Source organism: Halomonas qaidamensis (genome assembly GCF_025917315.1).
GTDB classification, from domain to species: domain Bacteria; phylum Pseudomonadota; class Gammaproteobacteria; order Pseudomonadales; family Halomonadaceae; genus Vreelandella; species Vreelandella qaidamensis.
In genome coordinates this window covers 2,269,476-2,285,971 of sequence record NZ_CP080627.1, presented here as the reverse complement: position 1 = coordinate 2,285,971, position 16,496 = coordinate 2,269,476, and the positions used below count along the sequence as shown (strand labels likewise).

The window sequence follows — 16,496 nt, the reverse complement described above, 5'->3', positions numbered from 1 at the left end:
ATTATTACAGTGCCATGCTATTTGGCCGATAGTTGAATTAGGTAGCTTATTACATACTAAGACGCGTAAAAAACGCTCATAGACAGGGGAATAGCTTTGTTCAACACAATCTCTCGGCAGTTAACGTTGTCTGCAGTGGTGTTAACACTACTAATGGCTGTCAGTATTTACGGCGTGATGGCATGGCGTGGCCAGCCGTTAGTGATCGATGCAAGTCAGTCACTGATTGAGCGTACGGGCGGCTCTATCGTGAATGCGCTGAATGGCCAGTTGGCTCGTGTCGAGGGGAATACCTCGAGCTTAGCGGCGTTGGCCGAGTCGCTTCCTCAAGATGAAGCGATTTACCAGCAAGCACTGCCCAATGTGGTCGATGATAATGGCAATATGACAATTGCCGGAGGCGGTATTTGGCCTGAGCCAGGCGCATTTTCGCCGGGTGTCGAGCGCTTCAGCTTTTTCTGGGCACGTAATGCTCAGGGAGCGTTGGAGTTTCTGGATGATTACAACGCAAGCACTATTGCTCCATACCACGACGAAGCATGGTATAGCAGTGCTCGCGATGCGACGCCAGGACAGTGCGTTTGGTCTGCCGCGTACCGCGACCCAGCGACAGGGGTCGCCATGGTGACCTGTAGTGTTCCGTATTATATCGATGGCGCTTTTTCAGGTGTAGCCACCATTGATATGCAGCTAGGCGGCGTGGCCGAGTTTCTTGCGGAAAATGGCGGTGGTACAGGCGGTTACGCCTTTGTGTTGGATAATGAGCGCAATGTCATTGACCTACCTGGAGTAGAGCAAGCCTCTGATGAAATGAAAGGTTTAGCTGACGTTGTCCGTGATATGCCCTGGCTTCAGCCTGTTGTTACGGCGATAACTGCTGGCCGGGAACAAGCGAGTATCGAAAGCGCAGGCGTGTTAGCAGAGCCTGCTGAAGTGCGCTTGTTTGACATGCCACGTACAGGGTGGACGCTTGGGTTAGTAACGCCTAGCGAGCAAGTCACGGCTTTGGCGCGCACGTTAACACGTGACCTGCTGCTATTTATCGTCCCTTTGCTGGCTCTGTTGCTGGGGCTTGGCTGGTGGGGTGGTCGTATTTTGCTAGCGCAAATACGCAGTACCACGCGTCAAATCGATCAGCTGGGTCAGGATAACTCGAGTCGAGAGCTAACGATCTATCGTGAGGATGAGATTGGTGAACTGCGCCGTGCTGTTAATCGATACTCGGAGAAGCTACAGCGGCTATTTGGTGACGTGCGGAGTGTGGCCGATGCCATTGCCAGCGAATCCACTGAAATAGCGGCAGGCAATACGGAGCTTTCTAGCCGAACAGAACAACAGGCGGCTTCTCTTCAGGAAACGTCATCAACGATGGAAGAGATGGCGGCTACGGTGAAGCGTAACGCTGACAATGCTCAAGAGGCCGACCTGCGGGCAAAAGAATCAGCGGATAAAGTAAAACGCGGCGGCCAGCAGGTATCGAGGCTGGCGCAATCTATGGAAGCAATCAACGAAAGCTCGGTTGAAGTCGCTTCAATTGTTCAAGTAATCGAAAATATTGCATTTCAAACCAACATATTAGCGCTGAATGCCTCGGTAGAAGCAGCGCGTGCGGGTGAGCACGGGAGAGGCTTTGCGGTTGTTGCCAGTGAAGTACGTGAGCTTGCCTCGCGCAGTGCTGCATCGGCCAGGAATATTAATGGGCTGATCAAAACCACGTCTGAGCAGATCGCGACGGGCAGCGGTTATGCTCAAGAGGCTGAATCCGCTATGAAAGAGATTGTCGTCGCCATTGAGGAAGTAACAGCACGCATTAGCGAGATCAGCCAAGCTTCCAGCGAACAAACCAACGGCATTGACGAGATTAACCGAGCGGTAACGCAGATGGATACGGTGACCCAGCAGAATGCAGGCTTAGTCAGCCAGGCCGCAGGGGCTGCTAATGAACTGTCGTTACAGGCCCAGCGTTTAAAAGGCTTGCTAGATGAGTTTCACGGCGGTGCGCAGGCGGTATCGCAGGCTCCTGCACTGTCGGATGCGTCGCATGAAAGGTATCAATTAACATAGCGTGCCATGCTAAGTGGCCGTGTGTCCGCTTATCAGCCGCCCCGACTGGGGCGGTTTTGTTGTTAAGGTAGGATATGATCGACATGGATATTCAGGTAGCAGAGGGTGACGTCGAACGGCTGTCCCTGCGCGATTACACCGAAAAAGCGTACCTCGACTACTCGATGTACGTCATTTTAGACCGTGCTTTGCCCAATATTGGCGATGGCATGAAACCTGTGCAGCGGCGGATTATTTATGCCATGCGTGAATTGGCGCTGCACGCCAATGCTAAGTACAAAAAATCAGCGCGTACCGTGGGTGATGTGCTGGGTAAGTTTCACCCCCATGGCGATGGTGCTTGCTATGAAGCGATGGTGCTCATGGCCCAGTCGTTTAGCTATCGCTATCCGCTAGTAGACGGGCAAGGTAACTGGGGTAGCCCTGATGACCCCAAATCCTTTGCTGCCATGCGCTACACCGAGGCCAAGCTTTCTAAGTTTGCGGAAGTGCTGCTTAGCGAGCTGGGCCAGGGCAACGTGGATTGGACGCCGAACTTCGACGGCACAATGCAAGAGCCAGTGGTGCTGCCTGCGCGTCTGCCTCACGTGCTGCTCAACGGCGGCACTGGCATTGCGGTCGGCATGGCAACCGATATTCCGCCGCACAACGTGACGGAGGTGGTCGAAGCCACCTGCCATCTGCTGCGCAACCCCGAAGCGACTACCGTCGACCTGATGGAGTTCGTACCCGCGCCAGACTTCCCCACCGATGCGGAAATCATCACGCCCAAAGCAGACCTGCGTAAGCTTTATGAGTCTGGACGTGGCTCGGTCAAACTACGCGCCCGCTATGTACGTGAAGACGCCAATATCGTGATTACCGCCGTGCCTTATCAGGTCAGCGGTGCCAAAGTGTTAGAGCAAATCGCCGCGCAAATGCAGGCCAAAAAGCTGCCGATGGTTGCTGACTTGCGCGATGAGTCCACCCACGAAGAGCCGACTCGCTTAGTGATTGAGCCGCGTTCAAATCGTGTGGATGTTGAATCGCTAATGGCGCACCTGTTTGCCACCACGGATCTGGAAAAGAACGTGCGGGTAAACATGAACGTGATCGGCCTAGATGGCCGCCCCCGTGTGATGCCACTAGCCGATATGCTGAGTGAATGGCTGCGTTTTCGACGTGCCACGGTACGTCGTCGTTTAGAGCACCGCTTAGGCAAGGTCGAAGACCGACTGCACATTTTAGAAGGGCTGCTAACGGCTTATCTCAACCTCGACGAAGTGATCCGTATTATTCGTGAAGAGGATGAGCCAAAGTCGGCGCTGATTGCTGCTTTTGGTCTTTCTGAACGACAAGCTGAAGCAATTCTAGAGCTGCGGCTGCGTCATCTTGCCAAGCTGGAAGAGATGAAAATCCGTGGTGAGCAGGATGAGCTTGAGAAAGAGCGTAAGTCGCTACAAGGGTTGCTAGGCAGTGAAGCCAAGCTGACCACACTGATTGAAAAAGAGATCCGCGCGGCGGGTAAAGAGCATGGTGATGCGCGTCGTTCGCCGCTGGTCGAGCGTGAAGAATCCAAGGCCCTCTCTGAAGTTGAGCTGCTAGGCGCCGATCCGATTACCGTGGTGCTCTCTGACAAAGGCTGGATTCGTGCAGCAAAAGGCCACGATATTGACCCTGAAGGGCTTTCTTATAAAGCAGGCGATAGCTTCCAGCTAGCGGCGCGCGGTAAAACCAATCAACCCTTAGTGCTACTAGATGACACCGGCCGCGCCTATACCCTAGCGGCGCATAATTTGCCCAGCGCCCGAGGCCAAGGTGAGCCCGTCACTGGGCGGGTCAATGTGGCGGCAGGTGCACGAATGGCGGGGTTAATGCTGGCACCGCCCACCAAACGGTTTGTACTGGCCAGCGACGGTGGCTATGGGTTTGTAGCCCAGCTTGGCGCTCTGACTGGTAAAAACAAAGCCGGTAAAGCGGTACTCAGCGTACCGAAAGGCTGCAGCGTGATGGCCCCTGTGGAAGTGCCGGAAGGTGAAGGCCTGTGGGTAGCATCGGTGTCCAACGAAGGTAGGTTGCTGCTGTTTCCGTTAGACCAGCTGCCTGAAATGGCTAAAGGGAAAGGCAACAAAATGCTCGATATCCCCGGCCCGCGTGCGGCTCGGCGTGAAGAGTTTGTGCGTGACATTGCCATCGTGGCAGATAAGAGTGAGCTTATTATTCATGCCGGTAAGCGTAAGCTAACCCTGAAAGCCGACGATCTCGCGTATTATCGTGGTGAGCGCGGTAGACGAGGCAGCAAATTGCCGCGTGGTTTCCAAAAAGTCGACCGTTTAGAAGCAGGGGAGTAAGTCATGGCAACGCGTTATCTGATTCGTGCGACCGGTGTTGCGCGCCCAGGACAGCTGGCTGGCCTGGGTAAGGCACTGGCGGCAGGGGGCGCTCGTCTGTTGGATATAAATCAAAGCGTGACGTTTGGCATGCTCTCGTTGGAAATGTTGGTGGGGCTTAATCACGACAGTGCTTTGGAAGCCGCTCTAAGCGAAGCGGGGGATACATTAGGGTTAGACGTACAGGCAATTGCGGTGAGTGGTGAGGATTACCAGCGCTGGAGCGAACAAGCCAGCCAACCAAGGCTGATTTTAAGCCTACTAGCTCCTAAATTGCCTGCTGGTATATTAGCTGAAGTAGGCGCGCTAACGGCTGAGTTTGGTCTAACCGTTGAGCTGATCCATCGCCTTTCAGGCCGTGAAGCGCTTGAAGGAGATGCGCCAGCTAACGGTGCTTGTGTTGAGTGTTGGCTTAGGGGTAGCGATGCGGAGCTAGAGGCCTTGCGCGAAAAGGCCCTAGCACTGGGCGCTCAGCATGGAGTCGATATTGCTATTCAAGAAGACACTATCTGGCGTCGGCACCGTCGCTTAGTGTGTTTTGATATGGACTCGACCTTGATTAAAACCGAGGTAATTGATGAGCTGGCACGTCGTCATGGCGTAGGCGATGAAGTCGCCGACGTAACCGAACGAGCAATGCGTGGCGAGCTGGATTTTCAAGAGAGCTTCCGCGAGCGTATGAGTAAGTTAGCCGGTTTAGACGAAGCCGTCTTGAAGGAGATCGCCGCTGAGCTGCCGCTAATGGATGGCGTTGAACGGCTAATGGCGAACTTAAAGCGGTTTGGTTACCGCACCGTGATCCTCTCAGGAGGGTTTACCTACTTCGCCCGTCATCTTCAGGATAAGCTTGGCTTTGATGAAATCCATGCCAATGAGCTGGTGATCGAAAATGGCAAGGTGACTGGCGAAGTCAAAGAGCCGATTGTTGATGCCCAGCGTAAAGCCGATCTTTTGGAGCAAATTGCGCTACGGGAAGGCTTTACTTTAGAGCAGACCATTGCCGTCGGCGATGGCGCTAACGATCTGAAGATGCTGGCGAAAGCAGGGCTAGGTATCGCGTTTCGTGCTAAGCCGGTGGTTCGTGCCCAGGCCCGCCAAGCAATTTCAACGTTGGGGATTGATGCGGTGCTGTATTTGATTGGCTATCGCGAAGCAGATCTAATCGACTGACGCGCGCTGTCGAGCGAACAGGCGGTCATTAGCACCGCCTTTGGCTAGTTGTCTGTATGCGTGTTCACACCACCATATTCAGCGCGTAGCGCTTCTAGCTTAGCAGTTTCGTTTTCGCTGAGCGGTGGTGAATTCCACAGCGGATTACCTTGCACGTCATTTACCCCTTGTAGTGTTAAGGTAAGTTTTGTGTCGCGAGGAATTTGGTTATTTCCCCAGGGACCGAAACGGTTGGGAGCAAGGCTCCATTGGTCAGTCTCGCCGGGCGCTAAACCATCAGCAATCACATAATAAAACGTTTCATCGACCCAGGGTGTTTCGCGGTCCGGACTGGTTAGGACACCATGTAACAATAGTTCTGAAATCACCTGATCAGAATTATTGGTTACCTGAAGGTCAATGACAGGTTCAAAGGCACCGTAGGGGCTAGTACTAATGTAGTAATCAGCATTTTCAAGACGTACCTGTGCGCGTTGTTGCTGGTCATATGTTGCATTCGCCTGCTTATTTTCTAGACGATCAAGCGTTTGCAGTGCCTGCTCTCGTTCGCGGGCGCGACGTTCGCGCAGCATTCTGTCGGCGCGCTCAATAATCTCATCCCCTGTCAGGCCGTGCATATAGGCATTTGCTGATTCGGCCACTTCTGCGGCATTCATACGACGTGCATTGAGTAAATCGATGCCGCTGAACGATGACATGGCTATGATCGTCAAGGCTTGATCAAACTCATCGCGCTTGTAGGTAGGGAGAGAATCACGCACTTTCTCAACGGAAACAACGGCGGCTGGCATTGAGCTGGTGTCTATTTTGGGGTCTGAGCAACCCGCTATCATCAACGTGGTTAATGACAGTGCCGACAATCTAAGCAGGCTCCACATAGAATTACCTCAAAACAGGCTAACAAAACGCAAGGAGCTTACCGGAAAGTGGCGCTCCTCACTACTGTCTCGCGCCTGTGACATATAACAAGCGCTGGCGTTTTGGCCAGCGCTTAACGATTAAACGGTGTTGCTTCACTCTTTCAGCCATGCCCTTTATCAGGGTGGGGTACCGGCTTTTCACCGACTTCTTCTGAACGCAGTTCTACTGGTTTTCCTTGGGTTTTATCAGCGTGCTTGAGCTGCATATGTAGGCCCGTTTTGGCAAGCAAGTGGGCACTAACTGGCGCAGTGATGAATAAAAACAGCGTAATCAGTAGTTCTTGAACATCCGGTTTGCCATCGACGCTCCAAAAGTAGCCCATTGAAGCAACAAGCATGCAGCCTATGCCCAGCGTGGTGGCCTTGGTAGGGCCATGCAAGCGCATGTAAAAATCTCTTAGGTGGGCAAGGCCTAGTGAGCCAATAAAGACGAAAATGCCGCCTGCCACTAGCAGCAGTGAAATTAGCGCTTCAACTAAGAATGACATTGGCGCATCTCCTTAACGATTACACGGCTCATTCGATAATATCTCCGCGCAAAATGTATTTGCATACGGCCACTGTGCTGATGAAACCGAGCATGGCAATTAACAGCGCAGATTCAAAGTACGTCTTGCTGTTGAGCCACAGTCCTAGTAGCACAATGAGCGCAATCGAATTGACATACATCGTGTCAAGCGCCAGCACACGGTCTGGTAGGTCTGGGCCAATAGTTAAGCGATAAAGATTCATCAATAATGCCATCACTACCAGCGTCAAGGTAATCGCGAGTGCAATGCTCAGCATTCGTATATCTCCTTCAGCGGACGCTCATAACGCGCGCGTATTTGTTCGATTAGCGCGTCCTCATCGTCCACATTTAGCGCATGAATAAGCAGTGACTTTCCGTCCATGCGCAAATTGGCTGATACAGTGCCCGGCGTCAGGCTAATGGTGCTGGCGAGCAGCGTAATTGTGAAGCGCTCTTCAAGCATCAGCGGGTATTCAATAAAGTGGGGCTTAAGTTTACGCCACGGATTAGCGATCAAATACGCAACTTCAAAGTTGGCAATAACGATATCGCCCAGTACGCGAAGCGCAAAACGCAGTAGTTTAAGAGGCTTGCCAATACGCGGGCGTGCATCCCAAAAACGATGGGTTAACAACGGAATAAGGATGGCCAGCGCGCCGCCTAACACAATCTGGCCAAACGCAAAGCTACGCACGAGTAATAGCCATACCAATAGCAGCAGCAGTGACAATACTGGCGTAGGAAGCCAAGTGCGAGGGGCAATCATTGGGCGTCTCCAGCATCAGGCAGAAGCGTATTAATTAATAGCTGTGGGTTGGCTAGCTGCTCTCCTGTGGCTTGAGTGTAGCTACTCACTGGACCTGCAAAGACAACCATTAGCGGTGCCGCACTGAGTAACCACAGCATGCCAACCCACTGATAGCGGGAGAGAGTGCTGCCGCTTGGGCTACCTCGATGGCTGCGCCAAAATAGCGTAGAACCCGCACGAGAAAGCGCAATCAGCGAGGCAAGACTGGTCAATAGTAGCAGTGGCCAAAGCCACAAACGCTCTCCGCCTTCTGCGGCGTTAAGCATCAATGCTTTTCCTAAGGCACCAGATAATGGCGGTAAGCCTGCCACCGCAATGGCACCGATAAAAAAGGTAATCGCAAGTGCATTTCCTTGTACTAACGGGCGGCCTTTCACGATACGTGTGCCGGGTTTGCCTCGCTGCAGGCCAATCATTTCTGCCAGCAAAAAGAGCCCGCCAGTAATTAACGTCGTATGAATAAGATAATAAAGCAGTGCAGATGTCGCCGCTGGAGTGCGCATGCCAATTCCGGCCAGTAACGTGCCTACTGAAATAAGCACCAAGTACGCTATTAGCAGACGAAGATCACGGGCGGCCATAACGCCAACGCCAGCTGCCGCTAAGGTTGCTAAGGCTAACCACCATATCCAGGGCTGCTCTAATGCGACTAAACTTCCCGCTTGATCGCTAAATATCAGTGAATAGACACGTAAAATAGCGTAGATGCCCACTTTCGTCATGATAGCAAATAGCGCAGCCACAGGGGCTGGCGCGGCGGCATAAGCGCGGGGCAGCCAGAAGTAGAGAGGTAAAATAGCGGCTTTTAAACCAAAAACCACTAACAGCATTAACGCCCCAGCGGTGACTAAACCTTCGCGCTCAGCGGGCAGGCTGGTCAGCTTATGCGCCATGTCGGCCATATTTAGCGTGCCTGTTGCACCGTAAAGAACACCCACCGCAATTAGAAATAGGGACGATCCCGCTAAATTAAGCACGACATAGTGCACGCTAGCTTGTATACGTGCTTTACCTCCGCCATGCAGCAGTAATGCATAAGAGGCAAGAAGCAATACTTCGAAAAAGACGAAGAGGTTAAACAAGTCGCCAGTTAGAAAGGCGCCGTTAATACCGAGCAGTTGCCATTGAAATAGGCCATGAAAGTTACTGCCTTTTTCATCATCACCGCCGCAGGCAAAAATGACCGCGCCGACCGCTAGAATAGCGGTTACTAGCACCATCAATGCTGACAAGCGATCAAGCACCAGCACCACTCCAAACGGTGGCTGCCAATCACCCAGCGCGTAGTAAGTGATCTCACCACTCGCCGCTTGATTGACTAAGGCAATTGAGACAAATAATAAGAGTACCGAGGCAACAACGCTGACGGCGCGCTTATAGCGTACTAACCCTTGGCGTTGGTAAAGCAATAAGATGCCCGCAACTAACGGTAGCACCACAGGCAAAACAATTAGATGCTGAATCATTCGCGGTCTTCCTTTTTGCCATCAACATGGTCATTACCTACTTCGCTGCGTGCGCGCATGGCTAGAATGACCACAAAGGCGGTCATCGCAAAGCCAATCACAATCGCTGTCAATACCAGTGCTTGGGGTAATGGGTCAGCAACGTTCGCATTTTCATTTACCAGGGCAGCCCCATCAGTGGTTAAGCCTCCCATCGAAAACAAAAACAGATTGACCGCATAAGAGAGCAGCGTTAGACCGACGACAACGGGGAAGGTACGTCCCCGCAAGGTTAGATAGAGTCCGCAGGCGGTTAATATGCCCGTTGTAATGGCATAGAGCATTTCCATTAATAGGACTCCTTATCGTTGGACGTTGTGGAGTCGTCCGTTGTTTTGGGGTCTGTGACAGGCCGATGGGGAGTAGTAACTTTACCCAGGTTGGCCAGGATCATCAGTGTTGCACCTACAACGGCGAGATAAACACCAAGATCAAATAGCAAAGCGGTGGCCAGCTCGAAGGTGCCAATCAGTGGCAGCGTGAAATAACCGAATGATGACGTTAAGAACGGGTAGCCCAACAGCCAGCTGCCCAGCCCGGTGAGCGTTGCAATGGCTACCCCCACGACGGCTACCGGTTGGAAGGGGAAGTTAAGCCGCTCTTGCGCCCACTCCACACCGCGCGCCATATACAGCAAAATCAGCGCGACAGCGGTAATCAAACCGGCAATAAAACCACCACCAGGTTGATTATGGCCGCGTAAAAAGATAAACGCAGAAACCAGCAACGCCAGCGGCAGTAAGGTCATTGAGATCGACGTTAAAATAGCCGGATAGCGATCAGGCGACCAAACGCGACCTTCGCCATCGCTGTGAGGGATGAATAAGCGTAGCCGGTTTAGCAGTTTAAAGATTGCTAAGCCTGCAATGGCTAGCACCGTGATTTCACCGAGCGTATCGAAGCCACGGAAGTCGACTAATATCACGTTGACGACGTTGTACCCGCCGCCGCCAGGTTTGCTGTTTTCAACGAAGAACTCAGAAATCGACAGCGTTTCACGTGTCATCACCGCATAGTTAAGGCTAGCCACCACCAAGCCCAGCGCCCCTGCCAGCAGCATATCTCGTACATTGCGCTTGGGGCTCGACTCACGCGGTGTTTTTTGGGGCAAGAAAAATAGCGCTAGCATCAGCAGAATCATGGTGACAACTTCTACCGATAGCTGCGTCAGTGCTAGGTCTGGGGCCGAAAAGCGTGCAAAGGTGAGAGCAACGAATAGGCCTACAACAGATAACATTAGTAATGAGATTAACCGATAGCGATGCGTAGCAGCGGTTGCTATACCCCCAAAAATTAGCATACCCGCACCCAGCAAGACGATGCCATCAATTGGCTGATTGCCTTTAGCACCAGTTAAATTGCCAGTACTTGCCAAACCGATTACGCCCATCAGTAACGCCGCGAAAAGTAACCAACCCATATAGCGCTGAAGCGAGTTGCCTTCAAACTTGGTGATCAGTTGCTCGGCACGGTAGCTAAGGGTGACGATAAAACGCTCAAATACGCGGCGGGCATCGACACTAGCAAATGGCTGCATGAAACGGCGTAGATCGGCGTGGCGCCAATACAGCGCAATGCCCACAATAAAGGCCAGCCCACTCATGATTAAAGGTAGGTTGACGCCATGCCAAATAGCTAAATGGAAATCAAGTGGTTCTCCCAGCACAGCCTGGGACGCTAACTGTAAAATACCGGTAGCAAAAAAGGCGGGAAATAGTCCGACTAAAACGCACAGAACCACCAGAATTTCCACGGGTAGGCGCATTAAGTGTGGTGGCTCGTGTGGTGCTTTAGGCGTTGATTCTTTGGCGGGTTTATAAAATACCGCATGCACCAAACGCACAGAATAGGCTACCGAAAGAATGCCACCTAACGCTGCTAGCGCAGGAAGTAACCAGCTAAGACCTCCCAGTACCGGGGTAGCTAGCGTTTCGGTAAAGAACATCTCTTTAGAAAGAAAACCGTTAAAGAGGGGAACGCCAGCCATGGCAGCAGCGGCCAGGGTAGTCAGCAGCGCGGTAACCGGCATGGCTTTTTTCAAGCCACCTAATTGCTTGAGTTCTCGAGTGCCCGTTTCGTGATCGATAATTCCTGCACTCATAAACAGAGCAGCTTTGAAAGTGGCATGATTCAAAATATGAAACAGAGCTGCTAGCACTGCCATTGGGCTGCCGATACCGAGCAGTACGGTAATTAAACCCAAGTGACTCACGGTTGAAAACGCTAAAATCCCTTTTAGGTCGGTCTTAAATAACGCAAACCAGGCCCCATAAAGCAGTGTAATAGTCCCTACTAGCGGTACCACCACGCTCCAAAGTTCGCTGCCCGCAATGGCGGGATGCAAACGCGCCATTAGGAAAATACCCGCCTTTACCATGGTGGCAGAGTGTAGGTAAGCAGAGACGGGTGTTGGGGCTGCCATGGCATGAGGTAGCCAAAATTGGAAGGGGAATTGGGCTGATTTGGTAAATGCACCGAGTAGAACCAGACCAAGCATTATCGGATAGCGTGGGTCAGCGACGATTGCAGTACCGCTGCTAAGTACGTCATCCATCCGGTAGCTGCCTGCCATATCGCCCAATAGCAATAACCCCGCTAACAGTGCCAAACCACCGGCACCGGTAACGGTAAGTGCCATGCGGGCACCTTTACGGGCATCGCTCCGGTAAGACCAAAAGCCAATCAATAAAAAAGAGGAAAGACTGGTTAGTTCCCAGAACAACCAGAGTAAAATAAGGTTGTCTGACATCGAAATACCGACCATCGATGCCATAAACAGCATGAGAAACGCATAAAAGCGTCCAAACGGTTCATCTTTGGCTAGGTAAAAATGTGCATACAATAGAATTAGAAGGCCAATGCCAAGAATCAGCAGGTTAAAGAGCAGCGACAGGCCATCTAAACGAAATGCCAGCTCTAGGCCTAATTCGGGCATCCATGCCGCGTTAAAACGCAGCATTTCACCTTCTAACAGGGTGGGGATTTGCAGCAATGTAAGCAGTAGGGCAACCGCAGGCAGTATGCTTGTTGCTAGCGAGCACAAAGTGCGGCCGCGTTTGGCACTTAATGCCGGTACCACTACGCCTAGCAAAGGCAGTAAAGCTATCCACAGCAGTGTCATGGGCTTATCCAGCGCAAAAAATCATAAAACACCAAGGTCGCAATAGGCACCTGAGTGACGGAGATACATCAAGTGAAACAACAGGATATCACTTGTATAGTAAGTGTGTGGTTTTAGTATAAAGTGTTGCCGTTAACCGTTCAGAGACTCCTTGTTCCATGAGTGAACCATTCAATACCTGGCAAGCCCGCTTCGAAAAATTGCGTAGCAACAAGCTTTTTGAAGGGGTAGTAATATCAATCATTGTGGTTTCTGCACTAGTGATCGGTGCGAAAACCTATGAGGAAACCTCTCGAATAGAGCAGTGGCTGCTTTATCTAGATATTGCCGTTACGGTGTTCTTTCTGATTGAGATTTTGATCAGAATGGCAGCCGAGCGCAACTTAGTCAGCTTTTTTAAGAAAGGCTGGAATGTGTTTGATTTCCTGATCGTGACCGCTAGCCTGATACCGATGGACGACTCGGAGATGGTGCTGCTGGCACGTTTACTGAGGATTTTCCGCGTCTTGCGCTTGGTGTCGATGATTCCTGAGCTGCAAATGCTGCTGGTGGCTTTGGTGAAGTCCATCCCCAGGATGGGCTATGTTGTACTGTTGATGTTTATTATCTTTTACATCTACGGCGCTATTGGTAGCTTCCTGTTCCACAATGTTGATGAAAGCCTTTGGGGTAATATTGCCCTCGCCATGTTGACACTGTTTCAAGTAGCGACATTTGAGAGCTGGGCCACCGCTGTGCTTTACCCCACCATGGAAGTTTATCCCTATGCGTGGATCTATTTCTTAACCTTCATTTTTCTTAATGCATTTATTTTTCTCAATATGATGATTGGTATTGTGTTGGACGTCATGCAAAAAGAGAGTGCCCAGCTGGATTTAGATAGCGGTGAAGGTGACTCTGCCCAACTGCAAGCACTTCGAAGCGACGTGCATACGTTAAAAGCTCAACTTGATCGTATGGAAGCTGCGATGGTTCAAAAAGGCGCCCCAACGACGCTAAACGACCAAGCCGACCTATCTGAAACAGGGTTGCCTAAAACCGGCTTACCTAGAACCGGCTTACCTAGAACAGAGTAACGAAAGGAGCGCTGCCATGATGCTATCTGACCCCTCTAAAAAATACCGTCCTTTTGTGGCCGTTGACCTGCCCGATCGCCAGTGGCCAAGCCAGCGTATTGAAACGCCACCCATTTGGTGCAGCGTTGACCTGCGTGATGGCAACCAGTCGTTAATTGACCCGATGGATCAAGAGCGTAAACAGCGCTTGTTTGATCTGTTGCTGAAGACGGGGTTTAAAGAGATTGAGGTTGGTTTTCCATCAGCGTCGCAAACCGACTTTGACTTTGTCCGTGCGTTAATAGAGCAGGATAAAATCCCTGACGATGTGACCATTCAGGTGCTGACTCAGGCGCGCCCACACTTGATTGAGCGCACTTTTGAAGCGCTTGAAGGCGCTAAAAACGCTATTGTCCACGTCTATAACGCCACCGACCCGATGTTTCGTCGCATCGTGTTTAATGTGGATAAAACGGAGTGTGTTCAGATCGCGGTGGATGCCACAGCACAAATCCGCGATTTGATGGCCGCCAACCCAAACACTAATTGGACCTTCCAGTACTCGCCGGAGCTGTTTACCACTACCGAAATGGACTTTGCGGTAGAGATTGTCGAAGCGGTGATGGACACGTTTGGGCCTAGCGTTGATAACCGGATGATCGTTAATTTACCGGCCACCGTCGAAGTCGCCACACCGAATAACTACGCCGACCAAATTGAGTGGTTCTGCCGCCATGTTAAAAAACGCGACACGTTAATTGTCAGTGTTCATCCCCATAATGATAGGGGAACAGGCGTTGCGGCAGCAGAGCTAACGTTGATGGCCGGGGCTGATCGGGTCGAAGGCACGCTGTTTGGTAACGGCGAGCGCACTGGCAACGTGGATATCGTCACGCTGGCCATGAACATGTACACCCAAGGTGTTCACCCGAACCTCGACTTTTCTAACATCACGCCGGTCATGCGCGAGGTGGAGTACTGTAACCAGTTACCCGTTCATCCACGCCACCCTTACGTGGGCGATCTAGTATTTACCGCGTTCTCTGGCTCGCACCAGGATGCCATCAAAAAAGGTATGGCAGACCGTCGCGCCCATCCTGAAGCGCTTTGGGATGTGCCATATCTGCCGATCGACCCGCTGGATGTGGGGCGCAGTTATGAAGCGGTGATTCGCGTTAACAGCCAGTCAGGCAAAGGCGGTATTTCCTATCTGCTGGAACAAGAGCACGGCATTGAGCTACCGCGCAGGCTCTCTATCGAGTTTAGCCAAGTGGTACAGGAAGTGGCCGACCGCACTGGGCGTGAAATTACCTCGCAAATGATCTATCAAGCGTTTGCCGATGAGTATCTTGAACAGCATTCTCCGCTGGCGCTGATTAGTCATCGCCTCTCTTCTGAGCCGGATAGCCCTAAAGTAGCGCTAGAAGCCGTGTTAGAAAACAGTGGTAATCGAGAAACGGTGTCCGGTGAAGGCAACGGCCCCCTAGCTGCCTTCGTGAAAGCGTTGGTCGTCAGCGGCCATGATGTGGAAATTATTGACTACCACGAGCATTCCCGTGGCCAAGGCGCGGATGCTGAAGCAATTGCCTATGTCGAAGTGCGCATTGATGGCAAAGCGGTGTTTGGCGTGGGTACCGACGAGAGCATCACCAGTGCGTCGATGAAAGGGGTGCTTAGTGCAATTAATCGCCACTACTCTACTCAGCCTGTAGCGGCGAACGTAACAGCGGATACGTTGGGTTAATCCAACAATAACCAGCTCGCTGGAGTAGGTGAAAATGCGGCCTTGGCAGCTCATAGCGTTTACCGCAATAGTCATCGCAGGGCTGCTGTCGGCTGCGGCTTCTCATGAACCGTTTGATTCCCGACTGGTGCGTCTGGAAGCACAGAAGGCGCTGCCAGCACTTGCGTCTACGCTGGAGCAGGAGTCGCCTGACATCAATGCGCTTTTTCTCAGCTACGCTGCTGACCAAGCGCTTTGGATGAGTGCCTCGCTGGCAATTTTACGATACGGCGATAGTGCGCGCAGCGCCTTAGTCGACTACGGAGACTCTCCTCAGTTTCAGGAGGTGCTAGTACGCTTCGGCGCGGATGCAATCTTGCCTGTGGTTTACTTCCGTGATCACGATATTGCTACGCTTCGCGCTCAGCATTGGCTAGGTGAGCGTTATCAGCAGGTCAGTCGTTGGTGGGACGATGACGATTCAGGATCAGCGAGTGTGAACGAAGGCCAGGCCAATGAAACGGACATAGAGAAAGCGATAGCACAATTGACGCCCTATCGACGAGGTCAAATGGGAGTTGCGCTATTAGCGTCTAACGGCCATGCACTGCTGAACCAGTTTGTGGTCAGTGAGCAAGGCGATGTTGAGTGGTTACAGGGCGAACGCCTAATCGCAGGGGTTGGGGATTTTTTCACCGGTGGCCTACGTGACCTTGAAAGCCAATGGCGGCGCGGTGACGACATTGGCGCAAGCGCTGTTGCTTGGGCCGGAGTTGATCTCTTGGTGATGGCTAGCACAGTGAAGGTGCTACGTGCGGGCAAAGCGGCTCGTAGTACTCGGTTGGGTAGCCTTGAAGCACAGGGTGCTCGCACTGGTGTGCGTCACGGAATGGTGGCTGCGGGCGGACGCTTCGCTACGCTGCCGCGAATGGCGAAAGTGGTGGCGGTGGCTACGACTGCCTATGTGGTCGTTCGCCACCCAAGTTTGGTCAGTGCGCTAGGTGCCAACCTAGCGACATGGCTAGGCTGGCCGGTATGGCTTGGCCAGTTTGTGATTTGGTTGATCGTGCTATTGCCAGTGTTGATCATCGCGCGCTTTTGTTACCGCTGGTTACTTACACCGCTGCTATGGCTAGTGGTGCCACTGGCGCGGCTGTGTATTAAGGCGGCTAACCGTTCACTTGCCAAGCGCAAGGGGCATACGAAGGCTCGGGGTTAAGCAGGCCCGTTGGCACCATGTGCCTGCATGA

Annotated in this window: 13 protein-coding genes; 6 read left to right on the top strand and 7 right to left on the bottom strand. The window is 52.2% G+C overall.

The annotated features are described in order from the left end of the window. Positions 1–96: 96 nt before the first annotated feature. The 3 genes from K1Y77_RS10600 to serB all read left to right on the top strand — a co-directional run bounded on the left by K1Y77_RS10600 (position 97) and on the right by serB (position 5,603). The gene (locus K1Y77_RS10600; protein ID WP_264018054.1) at positions 97–2,064 is read left to right on the top strand and encodes a methyl-accepting chemotaxis protein; all 1,968 of its coding nucleotides are present in this window, start codon (positions 97–99) and stop codon (positions 2,062–2,064) included. Between the two features lie 74 nt (positions 2,065–2,138). Beyond that, positions 2,139–4,394: a DNA topoisomerase IV subunit A gene (parC, locus tag K1Y77_RS10595; RefSeq protein ID WP_232222367.1), complete on the top strand. Its 2,256-nt coding sequence runs from the start codon at positions 2,139–2,141 to the stop codon at positions 4,392–4,394. 3 nt (positions 4,395–4,397) lie between these two features. Next, positions 4,398–5,603, top strand: a complete 1,206-nt coding sequence (gene serB, locus K1Y77_RS10590) for a phosphoserine phosphatase SerB (protein ID WP_264018056.1) — start codon at positions 4,398–4,400, stop codon at positions 5,601–5,603. A gap of 44 nt (positions 5,604–5,647) precedes the next feature. On the opposite strand, the gene K1Y77_RS10585 is transcribed toward serB, so the two are convergent. From K1Y77_RS10585 to K1Y77_RS10555, 7 genes are all read right to left on the bottom strand, one after another. Beyond that, entirely contained in the window at positions 5,648–6,481 is an 834-nt protein-coding gene (locus K1Y77_RS10585) for a DUF6694 family lipoprotein (protein WP_030072150.1), read from the bottom strand. Positions 6,482–6,624: 143 nt separating this feature from the next. Further along, positions 6,625–7,011, bottom strand: a complete 387-nt coding sequence (locus K1Y77_RS10580) for a Na+/H+ antiporter subunit G (protein WP_030072152.1) — start codon at positions 7,009–7,011, stop codon at positions 6,625–6,627. 28 nt (positions 7,012–7,039) lie between these two features. Next, the gene (locus K1Y77_RS10575) at positions 7,040–7,309 is read right to left on the bottom strand and encodes a K+/H+ antiporter subunit F (RefSeq protein WP_030072154.1); all 270 of its coding nucleotides are present in this window, start codon (positions 7,307–7,309) and stop codon (positions 7,040–7,042) included. Then, positions 7,303–7,800, bottom strand: coding sequence for a Na+/H+ antiporter subunit E (locus K1Y77_RS10570; protein WP_030072156.1), 498 nt, complete (start codon positions 7,798–7,800; stop codon positions 7,303–7,305). Before K1Y77_RS10570 ends, K1Y77_RS10575 begins: the two co-directional genes overlap by 7 nt. Further along, a complete protein-coding gene (locus K1Y77_RS10565) occupies positions 7,797–9,308 on the bottom strand; it encodes a monovalent cation/H+ antiporter subunit D (protein WP_030072158.1) in 1,512 nt (503 codons plus the stop codon). Before K1Y77_RS10565 ends, K1Y77_RS10570 begins: the two co-directional genes overlap by 4 nt. Further along, entirely contained in the window at positions 9,305–9,637 is a 333-nt protein-coding gene (locus K1Y77_RS10560; RefSeq protein ID WP_030072161.1) for a Na+/H+ antiporter subunit C, read from the bottom strand. The genes K1Y77_RS10565 and K1Y77_RS10560 overlap by 4 nt, the downstream gene beginning before the upstream one ends. Continuing rightward, the gene (locus K1Y77_RS10555) at positions 9,637–12,468 is read right to left on the bottom strand and encodes a monovalent cation/H+ antiporter subunit A (RefSeq protein WP_030072163.1); all 2,832 of its coding nucleotides are present in this window, start codon (positions 12,466–12,468) and stop codon (positions 9,637–9,639) included. The genes K1Y77_RS10560 and K1Y77_RS10555 overlap by 1 nt, the downstream gene beginning before the upstream one ends. A gap of 158 nt (positions 12,469–12,626) precedes the next feature. Here K1Y77_RS10555 and K1Y77_RS10550 point away from each other — a divergent pair, with 158 nt between their 5' ends. Genes K1Y77_RS10550 through K1Y77_RS10540 form a run of 3 tightly spaced genes read left to right on the top strand, consistent with a single transcriptional unit; the run spans position 12,627 to position 16,465 of the window. Beyond that, a complete protein-coding gene (locus tag K1Y77_RS10550; RefSeq protein ID WP_035536528.1) occupies positions 12,627–13,544 on the top strand; it encodes an ion transporter in 918 nt (305 codons plus the stop codon). A gap of 16 nt (positions 13,545–13,560) precedes the next feature. Then, positions 13,561–15,267, top strand: a complete 1,707-nt coding sequence (gene leuA, locus K1Y77_RS10545; protein ID WP_264428359.1) for a 2-isopropylmalate synthase — start codon at positions 13,561–13,563, stop codon at positions 15,265–15,267. A gap of 34 nt (positions 15,268–15,301) precedes the next feature. Continuing rightward, positions 15,302–16,465 (top strand): hypothetical protein, encoded by a 1,164-nt coding sequence (locus tag K1Y77_RS10540; RefSeq protein ID WP_264428356.1) that lies wholly within the window; start codon positions 15,302–15,304, stop codon positions 16,463–16,465. Positions 16,466–16,496 lie beyond the last annotated feature (31 nt).